Origin of the sequence: Bacillus sp. FSL L8-0654 (genome assembly GCF_038629965.1) — a bacterium.
Lineage (GTDB): Bacteria > Bacillota > Bacilli > Bacillales > Bacillaceae > Bacillus > Bacillus safensis.
In genome coordinates this window covers 3,372,134-3,393,950 of the sequence record NZ_CP152026.1, presented here as the reverse complement: position 1 = coordinate 3,393,950, position 21,817 = coordinate 3,372,134, and the positions used below count along the sequence as shown (strand labels likewise).

The 21,817-nt window shown below is 39.1% G+C and carries 22 protein-coding genes; 14 read left to right on the top strand and 8 right to left on the bottom strand.

From position 1 onward, the window contains the following. Window positions 1-25: 25 nt before the first annotated feature. The 3 genes from MHH65_RS17530 to ssuE are packed head-to-tail and all read right to left on the bottom strand — an operon-like array spanning window position 26 to window position 1,840. Window positions 26-280, bottom strand: coding sequence for a glutaredoxin family protein (locus tag MHH65_RS17530; protein WP_025093857.1), 255 nt, complete (start codon window positions 278-280; stop codon window positions 26-28). Further along, complete coding sequence (locus MHH65_RS17525; RefSeq protein WP_098677148.1) at window positions 280-1,305, bottom strand: LLM class flavin-dependent oxidoreductase; 1,026 nt, start codon at window positions 1,303-1,305, stop codon at window positions 280-282. The genes MHH65_RS17530 and MHH65_RS17525 overlap by 1 nt, the downstream gene beginning before the upstream one ends. After that, the gene (ssuE, locus tag MHH65_RS17520) at window positions 1,289-1,840 is read right to left on the bottom strand and encodes an NADPH-dependent FMN reductase (RefSeq protein WP_098677149.1); all 552 of its coding nucleotides are present in this window, start codon (window positions 1,838-1,840) and stop codon (window positions 1,289-1,291) included. Before ssuE ends, MHH65_RS17525 begins: the two co-directional genes overlap by 17 nt. Before the next feature lie 149 nt (window positions 1,841-1,989). Here ssuE and MHH65_RS17515 point away from each other — a divergent pair, with 149 nt between their 5' ends. Beyond that, window positions 1,990-2,880, top strand: coding sequence for a LysR family transcriptional regulator (locus MHH65_RS17515; RefSeq protein WP_025093859.1), 891 nt, complete (start codon window positions 1,990-1,992; stop codon window positions 2,878-2,880). Between the two features lie 39 nt (window positions 2,881-2,919). Here MHH65_RS17515 and MHH65_RS17510 read toward each other — a convergent pair whose 3' ends face one another. Then, on the bottom strand, window positions 2,920-4,248 hold the full coding sequence (locus MHH65_RS17510) for an LLM class flavin-dependent oxidoreductase (RefSeq protein ID WP_098677150.1): 1,329 nt from the start codon (window positions 4,246-4,248) through the stop codon (window positions 2,920-2,922). A 373-nt stretch (window positions 4,249-4,621) separates the two neighbouring features. Here MHH65_RS17510 and MHH65_RS17505 point away from each other — a divergent pair, with 373 nt between their 5' ends. The 5 genes from MHH65_RS17505 to MHH65_RS17485 all read left to right on the top strand — a co-directional run bounded on the left by MHH65_RS17505 (window position 4,622) and on the right by MHH65_RS17485 (window position 9,666). Then, complete coding sequence (locus MHH65_RS17505; RefSeq protein WP_024423771.1) at window positions 4,622-5,434, top strand: zinc-dependent metalloprotease; 813 nt, start codon at window positions 4,622-4,624, stop codon at window positions 5,432-5,434. Between the two features lie 328 nt (window positions 5,435-5,762). Continuing rightward, a complete protein-coding gene (locus MHH65_RS17500; RefSeq protein WP_098677151.1) occupies window positions 5,763-6,080 on the top strand; it encodes an uberolysin/carnocyclin family circular bacteriocin in 318 nt (105 codons plus the stop codon). Window positions 6,081-6,165: 85 nt separating this feature from the next. After that, on the top strand, window positions 6,166-7,905 hold the full coding sequence (locus MHH65_RS17495; RefSeq protein ID WP_098677152.1) for a hypothetical protein: 1,740 nt from the start codon (window positions 6,166-6,168) through the stop codon (window positions 7,903-7,905). Then, a complete protein-coding gene (locus MHH65_RS17490) occupies window positions 7,902-8,423 on the top strand; it encodes a stage II sporulation protein M (protein ID WP_098677153.1) in 522 nt (173 codons plus the stop codon). Before MHH65_RS17495 ends, MHH65_RS17490 begins: the two co-directional genes overlap by 4 nt. A 583-nt stretch (window positions 8,424-9,006) precedes the next feature. Next, a complete protein-coding gene (locus tag MHH65_RS17485) occupies window positions 9,007-9,666 on the top strand; it encodes an ABC transporter ATP-binding protein (RefSeq protein ID WP_098677155.1) in 660 nt (219 codons plus the stop codon). 320 nt (window positions 9,667-9,986) lie between these two features. Here the strand turns inward: MHH65_RS17485 and MHH65_RS17480 are convergent, their stop codons facing one another. Continuing rightward, window positions 9,987-10,172, bottom strand: a complete 186-nt coding sequence (locus MHH65_RS17480) for a 2-hydroxymuconate tautomerase (protein ID WP_003214939.1) — start codon at window positions 10,170-10,172, stop codon at window positions 9,987-9,989. Window positions 10,173-10,285: 113 nt separating this feature from the next. Here MHH65_RS17480 and MHH65_RS17475 point away from each other — a divergent pair, with 113 nt between their 5' ends. Both MHH65_RS17475 and MHH65_RS17470 read left to right on the top strand, forming a co-directional pair. Then, window positions 10,286-10,942, top strand: a complete 657-nt coding sequence (locus MHH65_RS17475; protein ID WP_024423770.1) for a site-2 protease family protein — start codon at window positions 10,286-10,288, stop codon at window positions 10,940-10,942. A gap of 12 nt (window positions 10,943-10,954) precedes the next feature. Then, window positions 10,955-11,473: a YwhD family protein gene (locus MHH65_RS17470; RefSeq protein ID WP_024423769.1), complete on the top strand. Its 519-nt coding sequence runs from the start codon at window positions 10,955-10,957 to the stop codon at window positions 11,471-11,473. A gap of 124 nt (window positions 11,474-11,597) precedes the next feature. On the opposite strand, the gene MHH65_RS17465 is transcribed toward MHH65_RS17470, so the two are convergent. Continuing rightward, complete coding sequence (locus MHH65_RS17465; protein WP_098677156.1) at window positions 11,598-13,667, bottom strand: transglycosylase domain-containing protein; 2,070 nt, start codon at window positions 13,665-13,667, stop codon at window positions 11,598-11,600. Window positions 13,668-13,891: 224 nt separating this feature from the next. On the opposite strand from MHH65_RS17465, the gene speE reads away from it, so the two are divergent. The 5 genes from speE to argS all read left to right on the top strand — a co-directional run bounded on the left by speE (window position 13,892) and on the right by argS (window position 18,304). Continuing rightward, window positions 13,892-14,722, top strand: a complete 831-nt coding sequence (speE, locus tag MHH65_RS17460; RefSeq protein WP_025093862.1) for a spermidine synthase — start codon at window positions 13,892-13,894, stop codon at window positions 14,720-14,722. A gap of 69 nt (window positions 14,723-14,791) precedes the next feature. After that, window positions 14,792-15,664: an agmatinase gene (speB, locus tag MHH65_RS17455; RefSeq protein WP_268412498.1), complete on the top strand. Its 873-nt coding sequence runs from the start codon at window positions 14,792-14,794 to the stop codon at window positions 15,662-15,664. 78 nt (window positions 15,665-15,742) lie between these two features. Then, the gene (locus MHH65_RS17450; protein WP_098677157.1) at window positions 15,743-16,087 is read left to right on the top strand and encodes a hypothetical protein; all 345 of its coding nucleotides are present in this window, start codon (window positions 15,743-15,745) and stop codon (window positions 16,085-16,087) included. 124 nt (window positions 16,088-16,211) lie between these two features. Then, window positions 16,212-16,634, top strand: coding sequence for a DUF1934 family protein (locus MHH65_RS17445; protein WP_003215400.1), 423 nt, complete (start codon window positions 16,212-16,214; stop codon window positions 16,632-16,634). Beyond that, a complete protein-coding gene (gene argS / locus MHH65_RS17440) occupies window positions 16,631-18,304 on the top strand; it encodes an arginine--tRNA ligase (protein WP_098677158.1) in 1,674 nt (557 codons plus the stop codon). Before MHH65_RS17445 ends, argS begins: the two co-directional genes overlap by 4 nt. A 40-nt stretch (window positions 18,305-18,344) precedes the next feature. Here the strand turns inward: argS and MHH65_RS17435 are convergent, their stop codons facing one another. Together MHH65_RS17435 and MHH65_RS17430 are read right to left on the bottom strand one after the other, a co-directional pair. Next, entirely contained in the window at window positions 18,345-18,662 is a 318-nt protein-coding gene (locus MHH65_RS17435) for a hypothetical protein (RefSeq protein ID WP_098677159.1), read from the bottom strand. Between the two features lie 507 nt (window positions 18,663-19,169). Next, complete coding sequence (locus MHH65_RS17430) at window positions 19,170-20,141, bottom strand: S66 peptidase family protein (RefSeq protein WP_098677160.1); 972 nt, start codon at window positions 20,139-20,141, stop codon at window positions 19,170-19,172. Between the two features lie 152 nt (window positions 20,142-20,293). Here MHH65_RS17430 and cls point away from each other — a divergent pair, with 152 nt between their 5' ends. Then, window positions 20,294-21,796, top strand: a complete 1,503-nt coding sequence (gene cls / locus MHH65_RS17425; RefSeq protein ID WP_255290968.1) for a cardiolipin synthase — start codon at window positions 20,294-20,296, stop codon at window positions 21,794-21,796. The last annotated feature ends 21 nt before the right edge of the window (window positions 21,797-21,817 follow it).

The following is a 21,817-nucleotide window of genomic DNA, read 5'->3' as shown; positions in this document are numbered from 1 at the left end:
ACAAACCTCCATTCAGTATGTAATGTCAAATTAATGCTTTTTTTAAAGTCTCGATATCTGGATTCAGCAATGCTTGATACACGTGGGGATCATGACTGATCTCAACTACAGGTACATAGCGGACACCGTATTTTGCTTCTAAAATGTTTCTGTAATCATCATGTTCTGTGACATCAATCGTTGAAAAAGGGATCTGCTGATCGTTGAAGTAGGATTGAATGTCCTTGCAATAACTGCATCCATTTTTGCTCCATAATATGATTTTTTGATTGTTTGACATTAGACGTTCACCTCTTGATTGATTGGTTTTTGGTTTGTTTGTTCTTGATCAAGTGCTTCTTTTAATAAAGTGATAGACGTGATCCTTTCATCAATATTTACGATCGGCGACAGCACGATGAATTCATTGATATCGTATGACTCGGCTAGCTCAGTCAGCCTGTGATGAACGGTTTCTTTTGTGCCAGCGGTATAGCCGGTTTTTTGCACGTGAATGTTGTACTGTTCCTTCTCCGTTTCTTTCACCAGTTTTTCTGCATCCTCTAACGATGTGACATTCAGCTTTCTTCCATCAGAAAAGGAGACCTTTACTGTTTCCTTTTGTTTGATATGTGAGAGTGCTTGTTCGGGATCATCGGCTACAGAAACGGTGATAGCAAGAAGGAATTGCTGGCGGGTGCCCGCTTTCTGATATGTTTGGAAGGCCTCTCTTGCTTCTTTTAATAAGGCTTCATCTCCATTAATAAAAAAGGCAAAGACAAAGGAGATACCAAGTTTTGCTGCAAATTCAGCGCTCTCTATACTTCCCCCTAAAAGGAACATGTCAGGTGATAAACGAGGGATGGGCTGAGCATTCAATTCATTTGTGTGTTCTGTCAGATAGGTTTTGAGATCCACTAATTTTTGAGAAAAATCCTTCCGTGACGCCTGATAATCTTCCTGAAGAGCTTGTGTCGATAGGTTCAGTCCTCCAGGTGCTTTCCCAACACCTAAATCGACTCTTCCAGGCGCTAATGATGCGAGGACGTGAAATGTTTCAGCCACTTTAAACGGGCTGTAATGCTGAAGCATGACACCGCCAGACCCAATTCGTATGTTGTTTGTTTTTGCTAAGAGATAGCCGGCAAGAGCTTCAGGGGAAGAACCTGCTACTTGAGGGTTATTGTGATGTTCAGACACCCAAAACCTGTGATAGCCAAGCTGATCCGCTGCTTCAGCCAATCTGACAGTATGCTGAATGCCCGTCTCTGCGTTCTCGTTTTCACCGACAAGGCTTTGATCAAGAATACTAAGGGTGAACGACATTGGCTGTTCCTCCTATCAGACTTTGATATTGAGATAATGCGAGGTTTAACCTGTTTGTGGCATCTGAATCAAGTAAGTAATCACCTGACTCCTGCTTTGTGACCTGTTGATCCACAACATACACGCCAGATTGCACAACTGTTGCACCAAGTTGATGAATAATCGGTTTAAGAGCATATTCAATGACGAGCAGGTGGCCGTAGGTTCCTCCTAAAACAAACGGAAGGACGGGTTTTCCTTGTAACACTTTCTGTGGAAGTAAATCTAAAAACGTTTTTAAAATACCGGAAAATGACGTTTTGTAGACAGGAGTTAACACAATGACACCGTCACTCTCATTCACAAGTTCAATGGCCTTGACAACCTCTTCGTTTGAAAAGTCCGCACGTATTAGTGCGCTGCTAGGCAGCTGGTGAACTTGAATGATATGTACATCGATTCCATTGATCGTTAAATGCTGCTGAACATGATGCAAAACACCAGTTAATCGAGATTGGACGGAATGTCCGCCTGCTATAATCGTTACTTTCGTCAATTCGTCTCCTCCATTTCACATAATTCCTTCTAAACAACTTGGAATAGTTGATAATATAAATTATAATAAGGCAAACCAATTGAAAAGTATAATTAGTAATCATAAATACACGATTCAGTTATTTAAAATATAGAGAAAAGAGGGGTTTTATGGAGATTCGTGCGATCCGCACCTTTGCCACCATTGTGAAATATGGGAATTTTTTAAAAGCAGCAGAAGCACTGAATTATTCTCAGCCAACCATTACCTTGCACATCAAGCATTTAGAAGAGGAAATTGGAGAGAAGCTTCTAGAGAGAGGGAAGACCTTAAAGTTAACAGCTTCAGGACAGCTTTTTTATGAAAGAGCCAATTCTTTACTCAATGAATATGAGAAACTGACGAAAACGCTTCAAGATTTAGAAGTGGGCATTGCGGGATTCATTCGCATCGGTGTTTCTGAGCCTACTGCCAGTTTAGAATTCCCGGCGCTCCTTGCAGAATTCAAGGAAAGGTTTCCGAATGTAGAATTTTCGGTACAAGTAGCAGATGCGAATACCCTGAGTTCCTTGCTTTCGCATGATGAGATTGATTTTGCGATTTGCGGTGCACCAGAAGCTTCGATGGAAAATAGCTATAAGCCGCTTTTTCAAGATGATATTGTCCTGCTGGTTCCGTCCTCCCATCGATTGGCGGAAAAAGATGTCGTAGAGGTAACTGATTTAGAAAATGAGACTATACTATTCACACCTCACAATTGCCCCATCCGTATCCAAATTGAACAACAAATCGTTGATGTCATTGGGACAAATTACAAGAAATTAGAGATTACTAGCAGCATGTCCCATAAACACTATGTTCAGGCGGGCTTAGGAGTATCTCTGTTTACACGAACGGCTCATTCTTTTACACTCCCGGGTACGAAGGTATTAGAAATAAAGGGCATTCAAGTTTCCCCGCCAGTTGGTCTATTGAGGAAAACAAATGATACGCCTGGAAGAGCTGTGCTCCAGTTTATTGATCTCATTGAAAGTCGATTGCATCAGCACCAACCGTCATAAAAAGAGGGGTTAGCCTTTATGCTAGCCCCTCTTTTAAATTTATTTTACTGTTTGTTTCAGAAACTGATTCTTCTTCATCGGCAGGCCTAAGTTTTCGCGAAGGGTATGAGCTGGATAATTTGGGTCGTAATATCCTCTTTCGACTAATATCGGAATGACGTGCTCCGTCCATTCGGATAAACCGCTTGCTAAAATTGGAGCGCCAAAAATAAATCCATCTGCGGCGTCCTCTTCGATCCATTGAATTAATTTGTCAGCTACTTGTTCGTAAGTGCCGAAAAAAGCACTTTTTGATGTGGTCACTTGTAAAGCGACTTCTCTTAAGGTCAGGTTTTGATCTTTGGCCATTTTCTTAATGGACTCTGTTGTGGATTGGAAGCTGTTTGACCCAGCGTCACCTATATCTGGAAAAGGTTCATCAAGCGGGAATTGACTGAAGTCCAAATGGTCAAAGAATCGGCCGAGATAATGCAGAGCTTCTTCAATAGAGACTAGATGTTTAATGGCTTCATATTTTTCTTCAGCTTCTTCGACTGTTTTTCCTGTAATCGGGTGGATGCCAGGGAATATTTTGATCTCGGATGGTTTTCTTCCAAGCGCTGCCGCTCTATTTTTCACGTCGCGGTAATAGGCTTTTGCCTTTTCAAGTGAATCGGCATTTGTAAATACAGCGTCTGCTTCTTTTGCAGCTAGGTCTTTTCCTGCCTCTGAAGCGCCTGCTTGGAAAATCACGGGCTGCCCTTGTTCAGAGCGCTCAATATTTAAAGGACCTTTGACAGAAAAGTGTTTGCCATGATGGTTTAAGGTGTGCAATTTATCTCGGTCGAAGAAGACACCTGTTGATCGATCTCTTACAAAAGCATCTTCTTCCCATGAGCTCCAAAGCCCGTTCACTACATGTAAATACTCTTCTGCAATTTCATATCGAAGTGAGTGGCTAGGATGCGAACGGATGATGTGATTCTCAGCAGAGCCCTCTAATGGGGAAGTCACAACATTCCAGCCTGCCCGGCCTTTACTTAATTTGTCCAAGGAAGCAAATTGCCTGGCAATGGTAAAGGGCTCACTGTATGAAGTGGATACAGTACCCACAAGTCCAATCTGTTTCGTGACTGTGGCAAGTGCAGATAAGATGGTTAATGGTTCAAATCGGTTTAAGAAATGAGGAATCGAATGTTCATGAATATATAAGCCATCTGCCACAAAGACAAAACGGAAACCCGCTGATTCCGCTTTTTTGGTCATCTCTTGATAATAATCAATGTTAACACTTGCATCTGCTGGCACCGATTTATCCTTCCATGCATTCATGTGACCCCCTGGGCCATGTAACATTAATCCAAATTGTATGTGCTTTTTTCCAGACATGCCGATCGTCCCTTCCGTTTTGAGGTAGCAATGTTTTATGTTCTTCATCATAAGGCAGAACCGCAGAGAAGTATAATTGGTATCAGTAAAGTGTGACTTTATCTTTTCTAATATCATTTTTTGTTTCTTTCAGATGTGACATTAGGTCCATGATATTATTTCTTAAAAACATGAGTGTTTACTAAGTAAATGACCCAGACCAAAAGCGCTATTTTTCGATGAAATGTGTGTCAAAATATCCGAAAAATTAGTGAAAATGACGTAATTCGACTTTCTTCCTGTGCATCTAATTCCCTGTTTTTGACTGAATAGAAGGAAAATGGTGAATTTTCAGTGAATATATAACCTTGTGAAAAACAAAGGAGGGATAGGAATGAAAAAGCGTTCAGTCTTTTTGTCATTTTTATTGGTAGGTAGTTTGTTACCGGGGGTAAGTTCAGCTTCAGCACCAGTAGCGAGTGCAGGTCATGGGCATGATCATGGTCATGCGCCGTTCGAAACCCATATTAGTGAGGGGTTGCCAAAAGCAAAGGATTTTAAAGATTTGACGACAGCACCTCCAATTGAACGAGATGTGACAACAAAGGTATTAGATGAGTCTGGTAAGCAGGTAGGCTCAAGAACCTTTAAGGCCAATACAGGAGATTCAATTTCAACAAAAGCAAGTACAGGCAGTCAGAAGGTCACTGTCTATGCGGTTGCTGATGCGCAGTATCGTGCGAAATATAGTGACTGGCAAACACGGATTGTCAGCATCATTGAGCAAGCAGATGTCACGTTTAACCGTGATCATGATGTGGACTTTGTCGTACAAGCAGTAGGATCATGGACGTCTTCGGGTTCAAATGCAGAGCAAATTTTGTCTAACCTTGCGCGCAGCTTTGATGGCAGAGGATATGACTTTGTCACTGGATTTACAGCAAATCCAAACTTTGATGCTGGCGGAATCGCTTATGTCTACAATAGTGCACCAAGCGGAAGTGCATTCGCCGTTAACCTTGATCAAGGGACAGCGAACACTGCAAAAGCGGCTACGCATGAATACGGTCATAACTTTGGCTTACCGCACGACCCTCAAGGAAGCGGCATTGTCTGCCTAATGAATTATGATTATTCTTACACAGTCGATTTCTTCGATGCGGCTCATAAAAATCAAGTGAACCGTAATAAAGCGTGGTACAGATAAGATAGGAGTTAGTATGATTTAATTCAAGAACAAATCATAAACTATTTTCAAAGGGTTAGAGTGAAGTTATTTTAACCCTTTGAGTTCTCTTAAAATACTTATTAGAAAATAAATATATTTTGATTGGATGTTCAGAATATATAATTTGACAATGATCTCGCATCTAAAGTGTCTATATACTATTTGTAATAATGTGGTGTGAAAAATACTTATCATCAGTAAGGTTTTATTTTCAAAAAAAGTTAAATTTTACTTGTTTTTTAAATTAAACTATGATTAAATTCTATTATGTTTCAAATCTATAATCAGATGGAAGGGGTGAAATAAAATGACAGCAAGAGTGAATGCTTTCAAAATCTCAGGCTTACTTTTAGCGAGTATTGCATTATTATTTGCTTACTTTTTTGTGATGGGGAACTTACCTATTGCTTATCTGACTAAAGAGTTTGGTATTCCATCAGCAGTAGGTAGTACAATTACTTGGTATCTAGACATGGGGGCAACAGCTTCAGTGATAATTGGTATATTATCAGGTTTTTTAACCGGGGGATTAGGACTAATTGCAAATGCCGGCAGACAAGCACTTACAGTCTATCTTAAAGAAGAGCTTAGAAAAAGAGGCAAAAAGGCCTTTATTGCTTGGTAAGGTGAAATTATTCTAATAAGAGGAGAAATCCTCTTATTAGAATGAAATGAGATCAATAGGGAATATTATTTTAGGAGTTATTCATGTGATAACAAGATACATAAATATTTTAAAAATCCATTTGATTATGCGTGCTGAAAAAGACTATTCCTTTTTACTAAAGTTTATTCCTTTTTTTAAGAGGATAAAAAATATTGCTATATTTAAGATGGTTATTCACACTATTTTTTCAATCATCCTAATCCTTTTTTTATATAACAAGTACGGTGTTTTTGTTGATAGATGGAATGAAATGTTCTTATTTGGGATATTCCTTTTATTATTCTTCTTAGCTCTAACTAGTGGAATTTCAACATATAGAAGAACCCATTTTTCAATATATCAGGATCTATTGAGTACATCTCCACTAAGTCAGCGACAAATATATGTTTTACTACTAACTGAAGAACTTCTTTGGTTTTTGATGCAATATGGAAATATTTTAATAACTGCAATTGTATGTCTCTTTTTTATTTTGAAAATACCTTTAAGTTTGTTTTTGTTGCTAAATTCCAATCTCATTTTGTTTATTTTCTTCACATTTATAATTTCGAATCTTTTAATGGGGAAGTATCAAACATATAAAATTAAAAATAAAATTGGTTTCTTTAGATTTGCTATATATATGTTTTTTTCCTGTGTTTTAATGACTCTTGGATACATAATGAGTCATCAATTTGCAAAACTAATATTTGCTTTAAGAGAACCATTTAAAAATGTAGAACAGCTATTAAATGATTCCTATTGGATTCGTGTGAAAAATATATTTGTTCAAGAATTCAAGGGGGATTTTATTTATTTTAAAAAAATTATTGGGAGTATTTACGACGGTATTATATATTCTATTAACCTACCAATATTAATATTGGTATTCTTTGCTTTAACGATGTGTATTGTCTTTATCACACGTTATTTTTATCCAAATTATTATAAAAATGAACAAATAAAATCTAAGCAGGAATTATTTGATTGGTTAACACTTTATATAAAACTAGTAAATAAGATTTTCAGAACAGAGAATAATTTTCTGTTTAAAAAAGAGCTTATTAATTTAGAAAGAAAACGTTGGATCGTATCACCAGGAGTCTTTTCTATTATTATATATTCGTTAGAAGGCTTTTTTTATTGTGGGGTTTTATTAGGGATAGTGGAGAACTCTGATAACAGTTCATTCATTATGGCAATGCTGCTTCTCTTTAATGTTTTAACAATAATTATTCATTGCTTTGAAGTTTCTTATGAGTATCCTCAAGTATTCTTTTTAGGTTCTGAAGGTAAAAGTATTCATTTGTTAAAAACGTCTCCAAATGGTGTAGAAAAATTATTTGAATCTAAAATAAAATTGTTGGAAGTATGTTTATTTATACCTCTTGTTATTAATATCATCATATCTTTAATTGTTATCAATTTAGTGAAAGAATTGAATTTAATATCTTGTTTGCAAATATTTATATTGTTGTTTGCTGTGTATAAAATATCACCAATCATTCAATTGTATATGGCTCCTTTATTTTCTAAATTTTCTTTTGATGATATACAGGAAGTTGGAAGTACATACGATGAAAAAATATTGCATATTAAGTCTCAAAGTCTACCAAGAAACTTTATACTAGTTCCACTTTTAATTTTTAGCTTCATAAACATATTTGTACCTATTTATAAATGGATTCATTATATTGACTGGTACTATTTTATTTATTTCATGTTATCAATGATTGTGTTTAAAATAATATCTAAAAAAATTGTTGAAAAGGGAATTGAGAAGATAGAAAGAGGTATTTTTTGACTAGATTAATTAACATATTAAAAAGATGGAAGAATGTTTATATTTTATTCATAATAGTATTTTTTGCAGGCGTTTTTGGTGGTGTATTGTTCCGAAAAGGAGGTTCGGTTCAATCTAATTCTGATAGTGAATATTATGGAAGCATATTTCTAAATAATCTAGATGTTGGTTTACTTTGTCTAATTGGTGGACTATTTACGTGTGGTGCTATTCCTATATTTGTAATGTGTATGAATGGTTATGTTGTCGGTAATACAATTAATAGTTTGATAATTAAAGGAAATATAGAATCTTTGTTTACAGGATTACTGCCACACTTTTTTATTGAGTTGTTTGGTTTGTTATCCTTTTCAGTCCTTGGAACGTTTACAGGAGTGATATTTTTGAGATTTTTGCAAGGTGAAATTCGTAAAGTTAATTATTTAAAAATGATTAGAGAGGGTTTCATAATGCTCTTCATCGCAACATCATTTTTATTTCTTGGAGCGATAATTGAAGATTTTGTGAGTTGGGTTTGAATATAACTAGGATAACAAATTTCATTTTAGGAGGAAAAAATGCAACTTGTTTTTAAACCCCAGAATTATTTAACGTTAAATATAGAAAAAGTAACTAGTAGATCAATATTGTTTCAGAACTTAATCATTATTTTATTGAATATGTTTTTTGTAACTTGTATTATCGTGCAAATTCTCCCTAGTAGTGAAAATTACAACTTCTTCGCTCTATATGTCTTTATTGCTTTTGTTTTCACACCTTTTTACTTAATCATTAATTTTATTATTTCTTTGGTGTATTTAATAGTCATGATTTTTTTCCATCCTACATTAAAAATAAGTCATTTTTTTGTTGTCATTTTGACTTACAACTCATTAATATTTTTTGGGAATTCAGTCGGTATAAATTTAATATTTATGTTTGAGAATTCTTTTGTTATGTTCATGGTGGTTCTTTTAACTTTCATAACAGTAGTATGGGCTTCTCGAGTTTTGTTTTTAGGATTACTCAATTTTGTTGGATATTCTAAGAAAGCAAGCTTGAATTTTTGTATTGTACTTTTCCTCTTTAACATTGTATCTTTTGGGGGTGGATTCTTAATTAATGTCTAAATTACTAAGTTTAAAAAAGGTTTGTTTTTATTACAATAAAGGTAAGCCAATATTAGAGGACATAAATCTTGATCTCTATGCACATGAAATTATTTGTATTTTAGGTGCAAATGGTGCAGGAAAGTCTACTTTATTAAAGGTGATCGCAGGTATTGCTGAATTTCAAGGTGAACTTCATTTTAAGAATAACCCCGTTGATAATTTAAACGAATATAAAAGAAATATTGCTTACATTCCAAGCAATCATTTACTATATGATATTCTTACAGGCAAAGAGAATTTAGAGTTAATCAGAAATCTTTGGGATGTACCTAAAAAACTATTTTGGGGAAATGTTAGTTTCTATTCTGATAAACTAGGTATGAATCAGCATTTAGATACTAGGATTGAGCATTATTCTGAAGGAATGAAAGATAAACTTTTCTTCATTGGAAGTATTTCGAAACAACCAGATCTTCTTTTATTAGACGAGCCATTCATGTCTTGGGACATCCAATCACAGAGAATGGTAATTGATCTTATTAAAAAATACAAAGAAGAATATGCAAAATCTATCATTATAATCACTCATTCTGAGCACTTGAGAGAGACTCTAGCAGATAAGACTTATCTAATTCAAGACACTAAACTTATTAATCATTTTTCTAGTTAGGGGTAATTAAATTGAGGAATTTATTTATATTATTATTAATAATATCAATCACTGTCATAGCAATTGTTGTATTTACAGGTGGTTATAAAATTATTGTAGGAAAATTGATTATTGTTTTTTCATCTACTTTAGCTGCTACAAGCATTATGAAAATAATTGATAAAAAAAATCAGAAGAGAAAGGGCTAAAATGAACTTTATTTTTAGCCCTTTCTCTTCTTTTCAGTATGTGACACTCGTGATCACAGTGCTCAGGACTGCGGGGATGTCTACAAGCTAGCTGAAGGCAGGCCCTTTTAAAAAAGTCGTCTGTTAATATGCTTACAGATCGCTCATTCGCTTTCCTGCTACGGCATAGTGTTCTTTTTTCATTTCTTCAATAATAACAGAGACTTTTTCTGCACCTGCGCCTGTTGTTTCTACAACGGCATCAGTGACTTTCTCCACAAGAGCTCTTTTCTGCTCGTCTGTTCTTCCTTCAAGCATTTGAACGGTGACAATCGGCATGGCGAAAACCTCCTTTTTCCTTTAATGCTACGCTTCCCTTTAGTTTAAGGGACTTCTTATAGTATACTGAATGAAGTAAATCATTGTATAGAAAGAAAGAGGGATTCATGCCTTTGAACCAATTTCTTGTTTATCCATTAGAACTTATTCCATATGTCGCCATTACGCTTGTTGTTGCATTTACGATGCACGAGCTGGCGCATGCATATGTTGCGTACCGATTCGGAGACCCGACGGCTAAGAATCAAGGGAGACTGACGTTAAATCCACTGAAGCATCTCGATGTATTCGGGACGATTTTGATCTTTGTGGCCGGGTTTGGCTGGGCGAGACCTGTACCGGTGAATCGTTACCATTTTAAAAAACCGCGCTTAGCAGGGATTTGTGTCTCCATTGCTGGGCCATTAAGTAACTTAGTGCTGGCGTTTTTGGGCTTTTTTGTGTATGTGCTTCTTCAGAAATTTGGCGGGGAGTGGATTATGCGCTTTGAGCCGGGAGTCGATAATTTCTTTTTAATCTTTATTAACTTAAACGTCATCTTGTTCCTATTTAACTTATTACCACTTCCGCCGCTGGATGGGTATCGGATTATTGAGGACGTCGTCAGCCCCCGTATCCGGGCGAAAATGACGCAATTTGAACAATATGGGATCATTATTTTTCTCATATTCGTGATCACACCGCTGGGACAGTTTGTGTTTGGTCCATTGATCGGAATGCGGGATCAAATCATACACTGGTTTAATCTTATTTTGAAGCCGCTGCTTTAGGAGGTTTAATAAATGGAAGGTAAAAAGAAGAAACCAATTGGTTTTAACATCATTAAAAAAACAGATGCAACCGACGGACATGGAGGCTTTGGGGCAGGTGCACTCAGCCTTGATAATATCTCGCCAGTCATCATTGATGTAGAGGAAAAGGAAGCTGTCATTGATATTGGTGCTATGCATGCAAGAAGTGCCGTCGAAAAAGGAATTAAATTTTTGAAAACAAAAGAAGAGGTGCCGAACGGAAAACCGTATTGGCTTGTATGGGTGACGATTGACCGCAGAGAAGAAGGGCCTTATTATGCAGGTGTGACGGCTTGTGAAATGACCGTTGACCGTTCGATCCGCCGCGGGTATAAGTCACTTCCAGAGCATGTGAATTTAATGGATAAATCGATGAAGCGAAAAATTGTCGTTAGTCATATGGATGACGTATCCAAAAAGGTGCTGGCTGATTTCTTAAAAGGTCATAATCAAGCGCTATGGGACGCATCAACAGATGAATTAAAAGAAGGATTAGCTGTCCCTGAATAATTGTGAAATTTTTGTGAAGATTGGCGGATGTCTACCAATTCTCTCCGGTTTTTGAGTAAACTGGTGTTAAAGCTAGGACATGGAGAATCCCGAGATGCAGATCTCGGGGTTTTTCATGTCTTTTTTAACGTTTCAGCCACTTTTCCCACCATTTCTTTGGCTTTTGATCTTGAACTGGTTCCTGCTCAGAGGCTTTGTCCTCAGCACCATAGCAGACACCTGTCGGCTCCGTTCCTTCTATAAAATAGGTGAATACCTTTGATTCACATCCTGGACCTGCGAGGTCTCCGGTTTTTGGATTGATATATACCCCTTTGACACCATCTGGCGGCATGAAGGAAGAGGCTGGCTGCTTAGAGAGAGCTGATTCCATAAAGGAAGCCCATATTTTTTTCGCATAGGCCGTTTCTTCGACTGAGTCAATGGTGCGGCCTTTATCATAGCCTGTCCATACACCTGTGACGAGCTGGGGAGAGAAGCCGATCATCCAGCTGTCGGCGCCTGTAGTCCCAGACTTTCCTCCGTATGTTCTTGTAAGGTCCTTTATAATGGTGCGGCCAGTGACACTTGTATAGCCGTTTAATTGATCATTGAACATGCCTGACATCATGTCGGTGGTGACAAATGCTGCTTTTTCATCGAGGATTTGTTCTCGTTTTTGTTTCTCTTCAAAAAGCACATTGCCTTTTGCGTCGGTTACTTTCGTAATAAAGGTTGGTTTGACGCGTTTTCCGCCATTGACCAGCATGGCGTATGCATTGGTCATTTCCATGGGTTTCACAGGAGACGTGCCCAGGGCAAGAGATGGTACTTGATCTAGTTTTTCCTTGATTCCAAATGTCTTGCCAGCACGTACAAGCTGCTCCATTCCTAAAAATAGATGGGTTTTCACAGCGTAAATATTATCAGACAGCGCTAAAGCTTGAAGCATTGTAATGCCGTCATTGGCGTAATAGCCGTGATAATTGCTTGGTGAATAAGCGGCACCGCTGCCTTGATCATCCAGTTCAAAAACCGTTTCCTCACTGCGCATGACGGTTGCGGGTGTAAACCCGTTTTGCAAGGCAATGTAATAAAGAAGGGGTTTCATGGTTGAACCGGGCTGCCTTTTTGCTTGTGTCACCCGATTGAATGGACTTTTCTCATAATCCCTCCCGCCTATGAGGGCAAGTACATGTCCTGTTTGAGGATGGATGGCGGCAAAGCCGATTTGGATTTCTGATTTGGAATTCATCGTGTTTTTTAACGTCTTTTCTGCGATTTTCTGTAATTCTGGATTGAGAGTCGTTTGGATATGAAGCCCATAGGTTTCAATTTGTTCCTCAGTTAACCCCAAGCTTTGTTTCAACTCTCGAATCACATCGTCATAAAAATACGGGGCTTGCTTTGCTTGCAGCTGCTTCTTTTGCAAAGGGCGATAGGACAGCTTTTCTTTCGCAGCGTCATCGGCTGCTTTTTTCGTAATTATGCCATCCTCGTGCATTTGTCTCAAAATCATATTCTTTCTTGCGCCGGCTTTCTCCTCATTCACATAAGGGGAATAGAGAGAAGGCCCCTTTGGGATACCGGCAAGCAGGGCCGATTCAGCGAGGGTTAAGTTCTTTGCTTTTTTCCCGAAATACAGACGGGACGCTGCTTCCACACCGTACGCTCCGTGACCATAATAAATGGTGTTCAAGTATCCTTCTAAAATCTCATTTTTTGTATAGTTTTGTTCTAAACGAATCGTGTAAAAGGCTTCATTCCACTTCCGCTTCCACGTTTTATCATGATCTAAATACAAATTTCGTGCATATTGCTGGGTGATCGTGCTGGCGCCTTGCACCTTAGCCATGGCACGAATATCGGCCACCGCAGCACCTGCCATCCGTTTCACATCAAAGCCATGATGCTCATAAAAGGTTTTATCTTCAACAGCGACAACTGCCTGTCTGATATGAGGAGACATCTCCTTTAATGGCACCCAATATCTCTTTTCTCCAAAGCTGGATTCTCCAAGCTTTGAGCCATCGGCTGCATAAATGGTCGTGGATTGGGGAACTTGAACAGAAGGGGCACCTTGCCATTTAGCTATTAATAGAATCGTCAAAAAGACGGTACCTGCAAATAGAAAAGCGAGCAAGCCGATAAAAAAACAGGCTCGAATCGTTTTCACGGTCATGCGGATTTTTTTATTACTCATGATTGTGTCCATGCAAAGCCCCCATTTTGACGGTTTTTTATCAGTATGGAACAAAGAAAACCGTTTTAAACAAGCGATTGCAGGAGCGCTTTAAAAAATGAAGAGAACTCATGCGGTTCTTTACAATTTGATATGAATCCACTATACTTTTTTCTTGGACAATCGATATAGTCAAAGCCGATAAAAGGCGCTAACAATAGATGTTTGTTTATTATTGGATGAGAGGAAGATGAACAATGAGCGAACTTTGGTATACAGAGAAGCAAACGAAGAATTTTGGTATTACATTGAAGGTGAACAAAACCCTTCACACAGAACAAACAGACTTTCAGCATTTAGAAATGGTGGAAACAGAAGAGTTTGGCAATATGCTGTTTTTAGACGGCATGGTGATGACGTCTGAGAAAGATGAGTTTGTATACCACGAAATGGTGGCACATGTTCCTCTTTTCACTCATCCAAACCCGGAAAATGTTCTTGTTGTAGGCGGAGGAGACGGCGGTGTCATTCGTGAGATCCTCAAACACCCAAGTGTGAAAAAAGCGACACTTGTTGATATTGACGGAAAGGTCATCGAGTACTCGAAGAAATTCCTTCCTTCTATTGCTGGGAAACTAGACGATCCTCGTGTAGATGTCAAAGTCGGAGACGGTTTTATGCACATTGCTGAAGCTGACAACGAGTATGATGTGATCATGGTTGACTCTACTGAGCCAGTTGGACCAGCTGTGAACCTGTTCTCTAAAGGATTTTACGCAGGAATCGCAAAAGCACTGAAAGAAGACGGTATTTTCGTTGCACAAACGGACAACCCTTGGTTCACACCTGAGCTGATTACAAATGTACAGCGTGATGTAAAAGAAATTTTCCCTATTACGAAGCTTTACACAGCGAATATTCCAACGTATCCAAGCGGTCTTTGGACATTCACCATCGGTTCAAAAAAATATGATCCACTTGCTGTAGAAGACAGCCGTTTCTTTGATATTGAGACGAAATATTACACAAAAGAATTGCACAAAGCGGCATTCGTTCTGCCGAAATTTGTGAGCGACTTAATCAAATAAATCAAGCGAAATGGACATGCGCAAATGACGGTTTGCGCATTTTTTGAAGCGTAAAAGGAGGAATCTTGCATGAGATTCGACGAGGCTTATTCAGGAAAAGTGTTTATTGGAAGTCATCCGACATGGGAAGATGCAAAGGTCATTTTATACGGCATGCCGATGGACTGGACAGTCAGCTACCGCCCAGGTTCACGTTTCGGTCCGAACCGCATTCGTGAAGTATCGATCGGTTTAGAGGAATACAGCCCTTATTTAGATCGTGAGCTGCATGAGGTGCCATTCTTTGATGCGGGTGACATCCCACTTCCTTTTGGGAATGCACAAAAGAGCTTAGATTTAATTGAAGAGTATGTCGACAGCATTTTAGAAAAAGGGAAGTTTCCATTAGGAATGGGCGGCGAGCATCTTGTGTCTTGGCCGGTTTTCCGTGCAATGTATAAGAAATACCCTGATTTGGCCATCATCCATATAGACGCACATACAGATCTTCGTGAGGAATATGAGGGTGAGCCGCTTTCACATTCAACACCGATTCGTAAAGTTGCAGGACTGATTGGAGCTGAAAATGTATTCTCTTTCGGCATCCGTTCTGGAATGAAAGAAGAATTTGAATGGGCAAAAGAAGCGGGTATGCACATTTCTAAATTTGAAGTGCTGGAGCCATTGAAGCAAGTATTGCCAAAGCTAAAAGGGCGTCCAGTATATGTGACGATCGATATTGATGTACTTGACCCAGCTCATGCACCTGGTACAGGAACGGTAGATGCTGGCGGTATTACATCAAAAGAGCTGCTTGCATCCATTCATGCGATTGCAGGATCTGACGTCCAAGTCGTTGGGGCAGACCTTGTCGAGGTAGCACCTGTATATGATCACTCTGACCAAACAGCGAATACAGCGAGTAAGCTTTTACGCGAAATGCTGCTTGGATTTGTGAAATAATCAGTTGATAGAGGAGCTTGTCATCTCATGTGGACAAGCTCTTTTTTTACATTGGTCAAAAAATAAAGGAGGGAGCTCATGTTTTCGTCAATATTGATGGTGTTCCTCGCTTTATGTGTGTTAGGGGCAGGCTTTCTCACATTGAAACGAGAGCTCGCAGCTGATCCGCCTGTTTTTGCTTCAAAGAAGGAAGCAAAGGAAGAGATGCTGGGGCTGTTTCACGATCGAGGCTTTTTCTATCTGACGTCCATTGCGTTATTCATGCAGTTATTTAAAAAGGATCAAATCGCACCATTTGATTTTTTTCAGGCATTTTTGGCAAGTTCAGGCATACAGGCTCTTTTTTACTTAATGAAAAGAAAAGACTTAGGTGTAAAGGCTGGACTTGTCGTAGTGGTCAGTTGTATTTTTCTTTTTTTCTAAAGGGATGGCTGAAGATGAAAAACGAAGTTTAATCGCCGTGAAGAAGAGAAATGATGGTATGATAGGCGATCATGATTATGGTATACTATTTTAGTTAAACGGGTCTTAGCAAAGGAAGTGCAAAATGACACAAAACCAAATTTCAATTCATGTAAAGTCAGTGATGAAACCAGAGACGGAGCCGGCTGAAACGATCGAATTCCGCACGACTGGAACGTACCAAGAGAAGAATGACAAAACGTATCTCACTTACCATGAAGAACATGAAATGGGTCAAGTAAAAACCGTTGTGAAAATGAGTGAAAAGGAAATTTTTGTGATGAGATCAGGGGCTATTCAAATGAAGCAGCGCTTTCTCATTGGAGAAACGACCGTCACACATTACACGATGCCATTCGGTACACTTCAGCTAGATGTGCACACACATGGTATTGATCTCGATGTGGACAAGGGGCTGCTGCACATTACGTACGATATGCTGACAGGAGAAGATCAAAAGCATTTACATACATTATCGATTTCGTATAAGGAGGATTTACGTTCATGAATATCGCAGAACAGGTCAAAGATGCGTTAAAAGAAGAAATCATAGCGGCAGTCGTCAAAGCAGGACTTGCCGATGAAAGCCAGGTGCCAGATGTCCTTTTAGAAGTGCCGAAAGACAAAACACACGGTGATTACTCTACCAACATGGCGATGCAGCTTGCCCGCATTGCGAAAAAAGCACCTCGTCAAATCGCAGAAGACATCGTCAATGCGTTTGATAAAGGGAAAGCTTCCATTGAAAAACTGGATATCGCAGGTCCAGGGTTCATTAACTTTTATATGAACAATCAGTATTTAACAAAGCTCATACCAGCTGTCCTTGAGGCAAAAGAAGCTTATGGCGAAACGAATACAGGCGGCGGTCAAAAGGTGCAAGTCGAATTCGTCTCAGCCAACCCAACAGGTGACCTTCACCTTGGACATGCCCGCGGGGCAGCTGTAGGAGATTCCCTTTGTAACATCCTTGATAAAGCAGGGTTCGATGTGAGCCGTGAATACTATATCAACGATGCAGGGAATCAAATCAATAACCTCGCTTTATCTGTAGAAGTACGTTATTTTGAGGCACTCGGTCTTGAAAAAGAAATGCCTGAAGACGGCTACAGAGGAGAAGACATCAAAGGCATCGGACAAAAGCTTGCGGATGAATTTGGTGACCGTTTCGTTCATGAGCCGGAAGAAGAGCGGATGAAGTTCTTCCGTGAATACGGCTTGAAATACGAATTAGAGAAATTACGTGTAGACCTTGAGAATTTCCGTGTGCCATTTGATGTATGGTATTCAGAAACCTCTTTATATGAAAACGGAAAAATCGAACCAGCGCTGGAAACACTTCGTGAAAAAGGCTATGTCTTTGAAGAAGACGGCGCAACATGGCTCCGTTCAACTGATTTTGGCGATGACAAGGACCGTGTACTGATTAAAAAAGACGGCAGCTTCACTTACCTGCTTCCAGATATCGCATATCATAAAGACAAATTGGACAGAGGCTTTGACCAGCTCATTAACATTTGGGGAGCGGACCATCACGGCTATATTCCTCGGATGAAAGCGGCGATCCAAGCACTTGGATATCCAGCTGGCAAGCTTGAAGTAGAAATCATTCAGCTTGTGCATCTTTACAAAAACGGCGAAAAGATGAAGATGAGTAAGCGTACAGGAAAAGCCGTCACAATGCGTGATCTGATTGAAGAAGTCGGCTTAGATGCGACTCGTTATTTCTTTGCGATGAGAAGTGCGGCGACACATATGGACTTTGACCTAGACTTAGCGATTTCTACGTCTAACGAAAACCCTGTGTACTATGCACAATATGCGCATGCGAGAATTTGCAGCATGCTGCGTCAAGGTGAAGAAAAAGGCTATGAACCGAACCTTGAAAAAGCCGATTTCTCTCACATTCAATCGGAAAAAGAATACGATCTTCTGAAAATCATTGGCAGCTTCCCAGAAGTTGTAGCAGAAGCAGCTGAAAAGCGTATTCCGCACCGTGTGACGAACTATATTTATGACCTGGCATCAGCCCTTCACAGCTTCTACAATGCCGAGAAGGTCATTGACGCAGAAAACGAAACAAAAACAACAGCACGTCTTTCACTCATGAAAGCAACACAAATCACGCTTGCTAATGCATTAAAACTAATTGGTGTATCGGCTCCGGAGAAGATGTAAGAACACGCAGAAACCCACTCGGAACAGGAGTGGGTTTTTGTCATTCAACGTTTATATCATTTTTATTTCTCTGGAAAATCTCAATTTCATAATTCTCTAATGCTTGTTTAGGAAGTTTCTTTTCTAATACAGACTGCAAACCTGCTATATCTTTTGAAGTATTGATGCCTATGGAAATTGTGGGATCTGTCTTAACGATTTGATAATGTAACAAGTCATGCTCTTTCCATAACGAGTCTAATACTTGTGCTACCTTTTGATCTAATTCTTCTTCAGAAAGAGTGAGACGATTTGGAGTGGAACTTAATCCAAGAATACAAAGAGTAATAAAAAACAAACCAATCAAACGTTTTTTCATTATATCTCCTTAAATAGTTAATATATTCCTTTAATAGATTATAGCATCCAATTAGGTTTGTTTAAATAACTTAACAGAAACATGCTCATAGAAGGCATTGTTCTAGATTTATTTAATGGAACAACATGTCATCCACTCAAAACATGTAAAAACCCGCTATCTCTTGAGGATAGCGGGTTTTAAAAATTATCCAAGTGTATTAATAATGTTAGAAATAGAATCAAATAATTGGCTAAGTACATCAGAGAACATAGAGTGTGCCTCCCTTCGGTAAGCATGTAGTATGTGTGCGTCAAATGAAATTATCCAAGTGTGTTTATGATGTTAGAGATAGAATCGAATAATTGGCTAAGTACATCAGAAAACATGTTTTTGCCTCCTCTCTTTTCTTTTTACATCTACTTAACGAAGGGAATGAAGGGTTGGATCACTTTTTCTAAAAAAATTTTAAAAAAGATAGTGTTATAGAAAAAAGCACCGCCTATTCGGGTGCTTTTTGGTCTTAAGTTATGAATGAATGCGCAGCTTCACGTCTCCATTTGTACACGCTAGCTGAACGTTTCCGCCAATCGGGAAGGTGAAGACTGGCTGTGTATGTCCGAAATCGACATCGTAAATCACAGGGATGTGTTTGAGCATTGGATGTTTATCTAGGATGAATCTTAAATGTTCCTCTGTCATGTTGGATTTCTTCTGAAAGCGTCCGATGATCAACCCTTTGATTGTTTCTGCATGCTGCAAGAGAGAGGTAAGGTCTCTGGCGAACATTTCAGGGAACACCAGCTCATCATCTTCCACAAATAAGATGGCATCCTTTACATTCGGCATAAACGATGTCCCTTGCAGTAAGTTCAGTGTACAAAGGTTTCCGCCAAACAAGGTGCCTTCAGCTGTTCCTTCCTGATATATGTTCCATTTCGTCGGATGAAACTGCCTGTTCGCTTGATCGAGATACCACGCGTCATCACTCCATTTTGTCGAAGGAATCACATCAAACGGTTCGCCGCCGTTCATCAAGCAAGCTTGAAACATGGCGGTCTGCTCTTCCTGTCCCTGCTCCATTTGAAAGCTTGAGAAATGGGGGCCAGAATATGTCACCATATCACATTTCGCTGTAATGGCGTTTGCAAGTGCAGTGATGTCACTATAGCCGCAAAGGACTTTAGGATGCTGTCGGATCAAGTCGTAATCAATATAAGGCAAAAGTTCATTGCAGTTAAAGCCTCCGATGGCTGTCAAAATACCATCGACCTCATCATCTTTGAACGCCTCATGCAGATCAGACAAGCGGTGTTCAATAGACGATGAGGAATGAATGTCACATTCAAACACATGCTGTCCAAAAGAGACAGTGAAACCTAAAGACTCTAAACGTTTTTTCGCTTGAGAAATTCCTTCTTTTGATAAAATGCTGGCACTTCGGCTTGGGGCGATGACACGAATATGCCCGCCTTTTTTTAAAGGTGAGGGTGTATGCATAAACAAATCTTCCTTTCCATCACGTATTTCTCCATTATATCGGATCAAATAGCGCAAGTCTGTAAAGGCTAGGAGAAAGGAATGGGTTGTGCGTTTCATACAAGCTGTGCAAAGGGTATGGAAGAGAAAAAGACAGAATGAGGGCGGAGAATGTGAAAAAGAGAAGACTGGAATTTTTATTTTTATATTTTATGATATTTGGGGCATATGTGGTGTATTGGTGGACTGTGCCGGCGTGGAGCGTTCAGCTGTACGCAGCGATTTATATCGCCATTATTTTATTTAGTATCATCTCACTCATGCTGGAGAATCGTACATCACAGCACACGTTATTATGGATATATGTGCTGATTTTTTTCCCGATCATTGGCTATATGTTCTATCTGTTCTCAGGACAGCTCTATGTAAAAGGTCATTTATTCAAATCAAAGAGAATGTATAACCGTGAAAAATTAAGAAGAATATCTGAGCTTGAGAGCAAGCCGGATGAATCACGTTTAACTGATAATCAGCGTGGTTTTTTTCAATACACAGAAAAAGCTACAGGCATGCATGTGAATACAAATAGTGATATGGACATTTTAAAGAATGGAGAGGAGACGTTTCCCCGAATTTTTGAAGAGTTAAAAAAAGCAAAATCATTCATTCATATTGAATATTACATGTTTAAATCTGATTTCCTCGGCCACCGAATGATGGAGATTTTGATTGAAAAAGTGAAAGAAGGGGTAGAGGTCCGCTTCATATATGATGCGGCGGGCAGCATTCGTTTCTCACGAAAAGATATTAAACGCTTGAAGCAGGCAGGGGTCAAGGTCGCTCCTTTTCTACCTTTAAAATATGGATTCTTTAATCAAAAATTCAATTTCCGAAATCACCGGAAAATCGTCATTATTGATGGAGAGACAGGGTTTGTCGGCGGGTTAAATGTCGGCAAGGAATACGTAGGACGGGATGAAAAGATCGGCTTTTGGCGTGATACGCATGCCATGTTAAAGGGTGAGGCTGTTCAGACCCTTCACTCCGTTTTTATGCTGGATTGGGAGTATGTATCAGATGAAGTATTAATTGATGATCCGAAGTATCATACGCCGCATTCTGTGACAGGCGATGATGTCATTCAGGTTGTACCAACTGGACCTGATATGAAAGAAAGTATGAGTGATTTATATGATGCTCTCATTTCTAATGCGAAACAATTTGTCTGGATTGCCACTCCTTACTTTGTACCAAACGAATCGATTCGCACTGCGCTCAAAATCGCTGCCACAAGAGGGGTGGATGTGAGGGTGATGGTACCGGAGATCAATGACGGCTTTCTCACGCAATATGCCACAAGATCCTATTTTTCTGAGCTTCTAAAAGAGGGCATCAAGGTGTATCACTATCAAAAAGGGTTTATGCATCAAAAGGTGATGATTGCTGATGGAGAACTCGCCTCTGTCGGCACCGCCAATGTCGATATGAGAAGCTTTCAGCTCAATTTTGAGGTCAATGTCTTTACAGCTGCGAAAAAGCCAATTGAGCAATTGATGGCCCACTATGAGGAAGATATGAAGGAATGTGAGCAAATGGGTCCTGTACATTTTTATAAAAGAGGCTTAAAAGAGCGGTTGAAGGAATCATTTGCCCGGTTGTTTTCTGGCGTATTATGAGGATTTCCAGTCAATGAAATC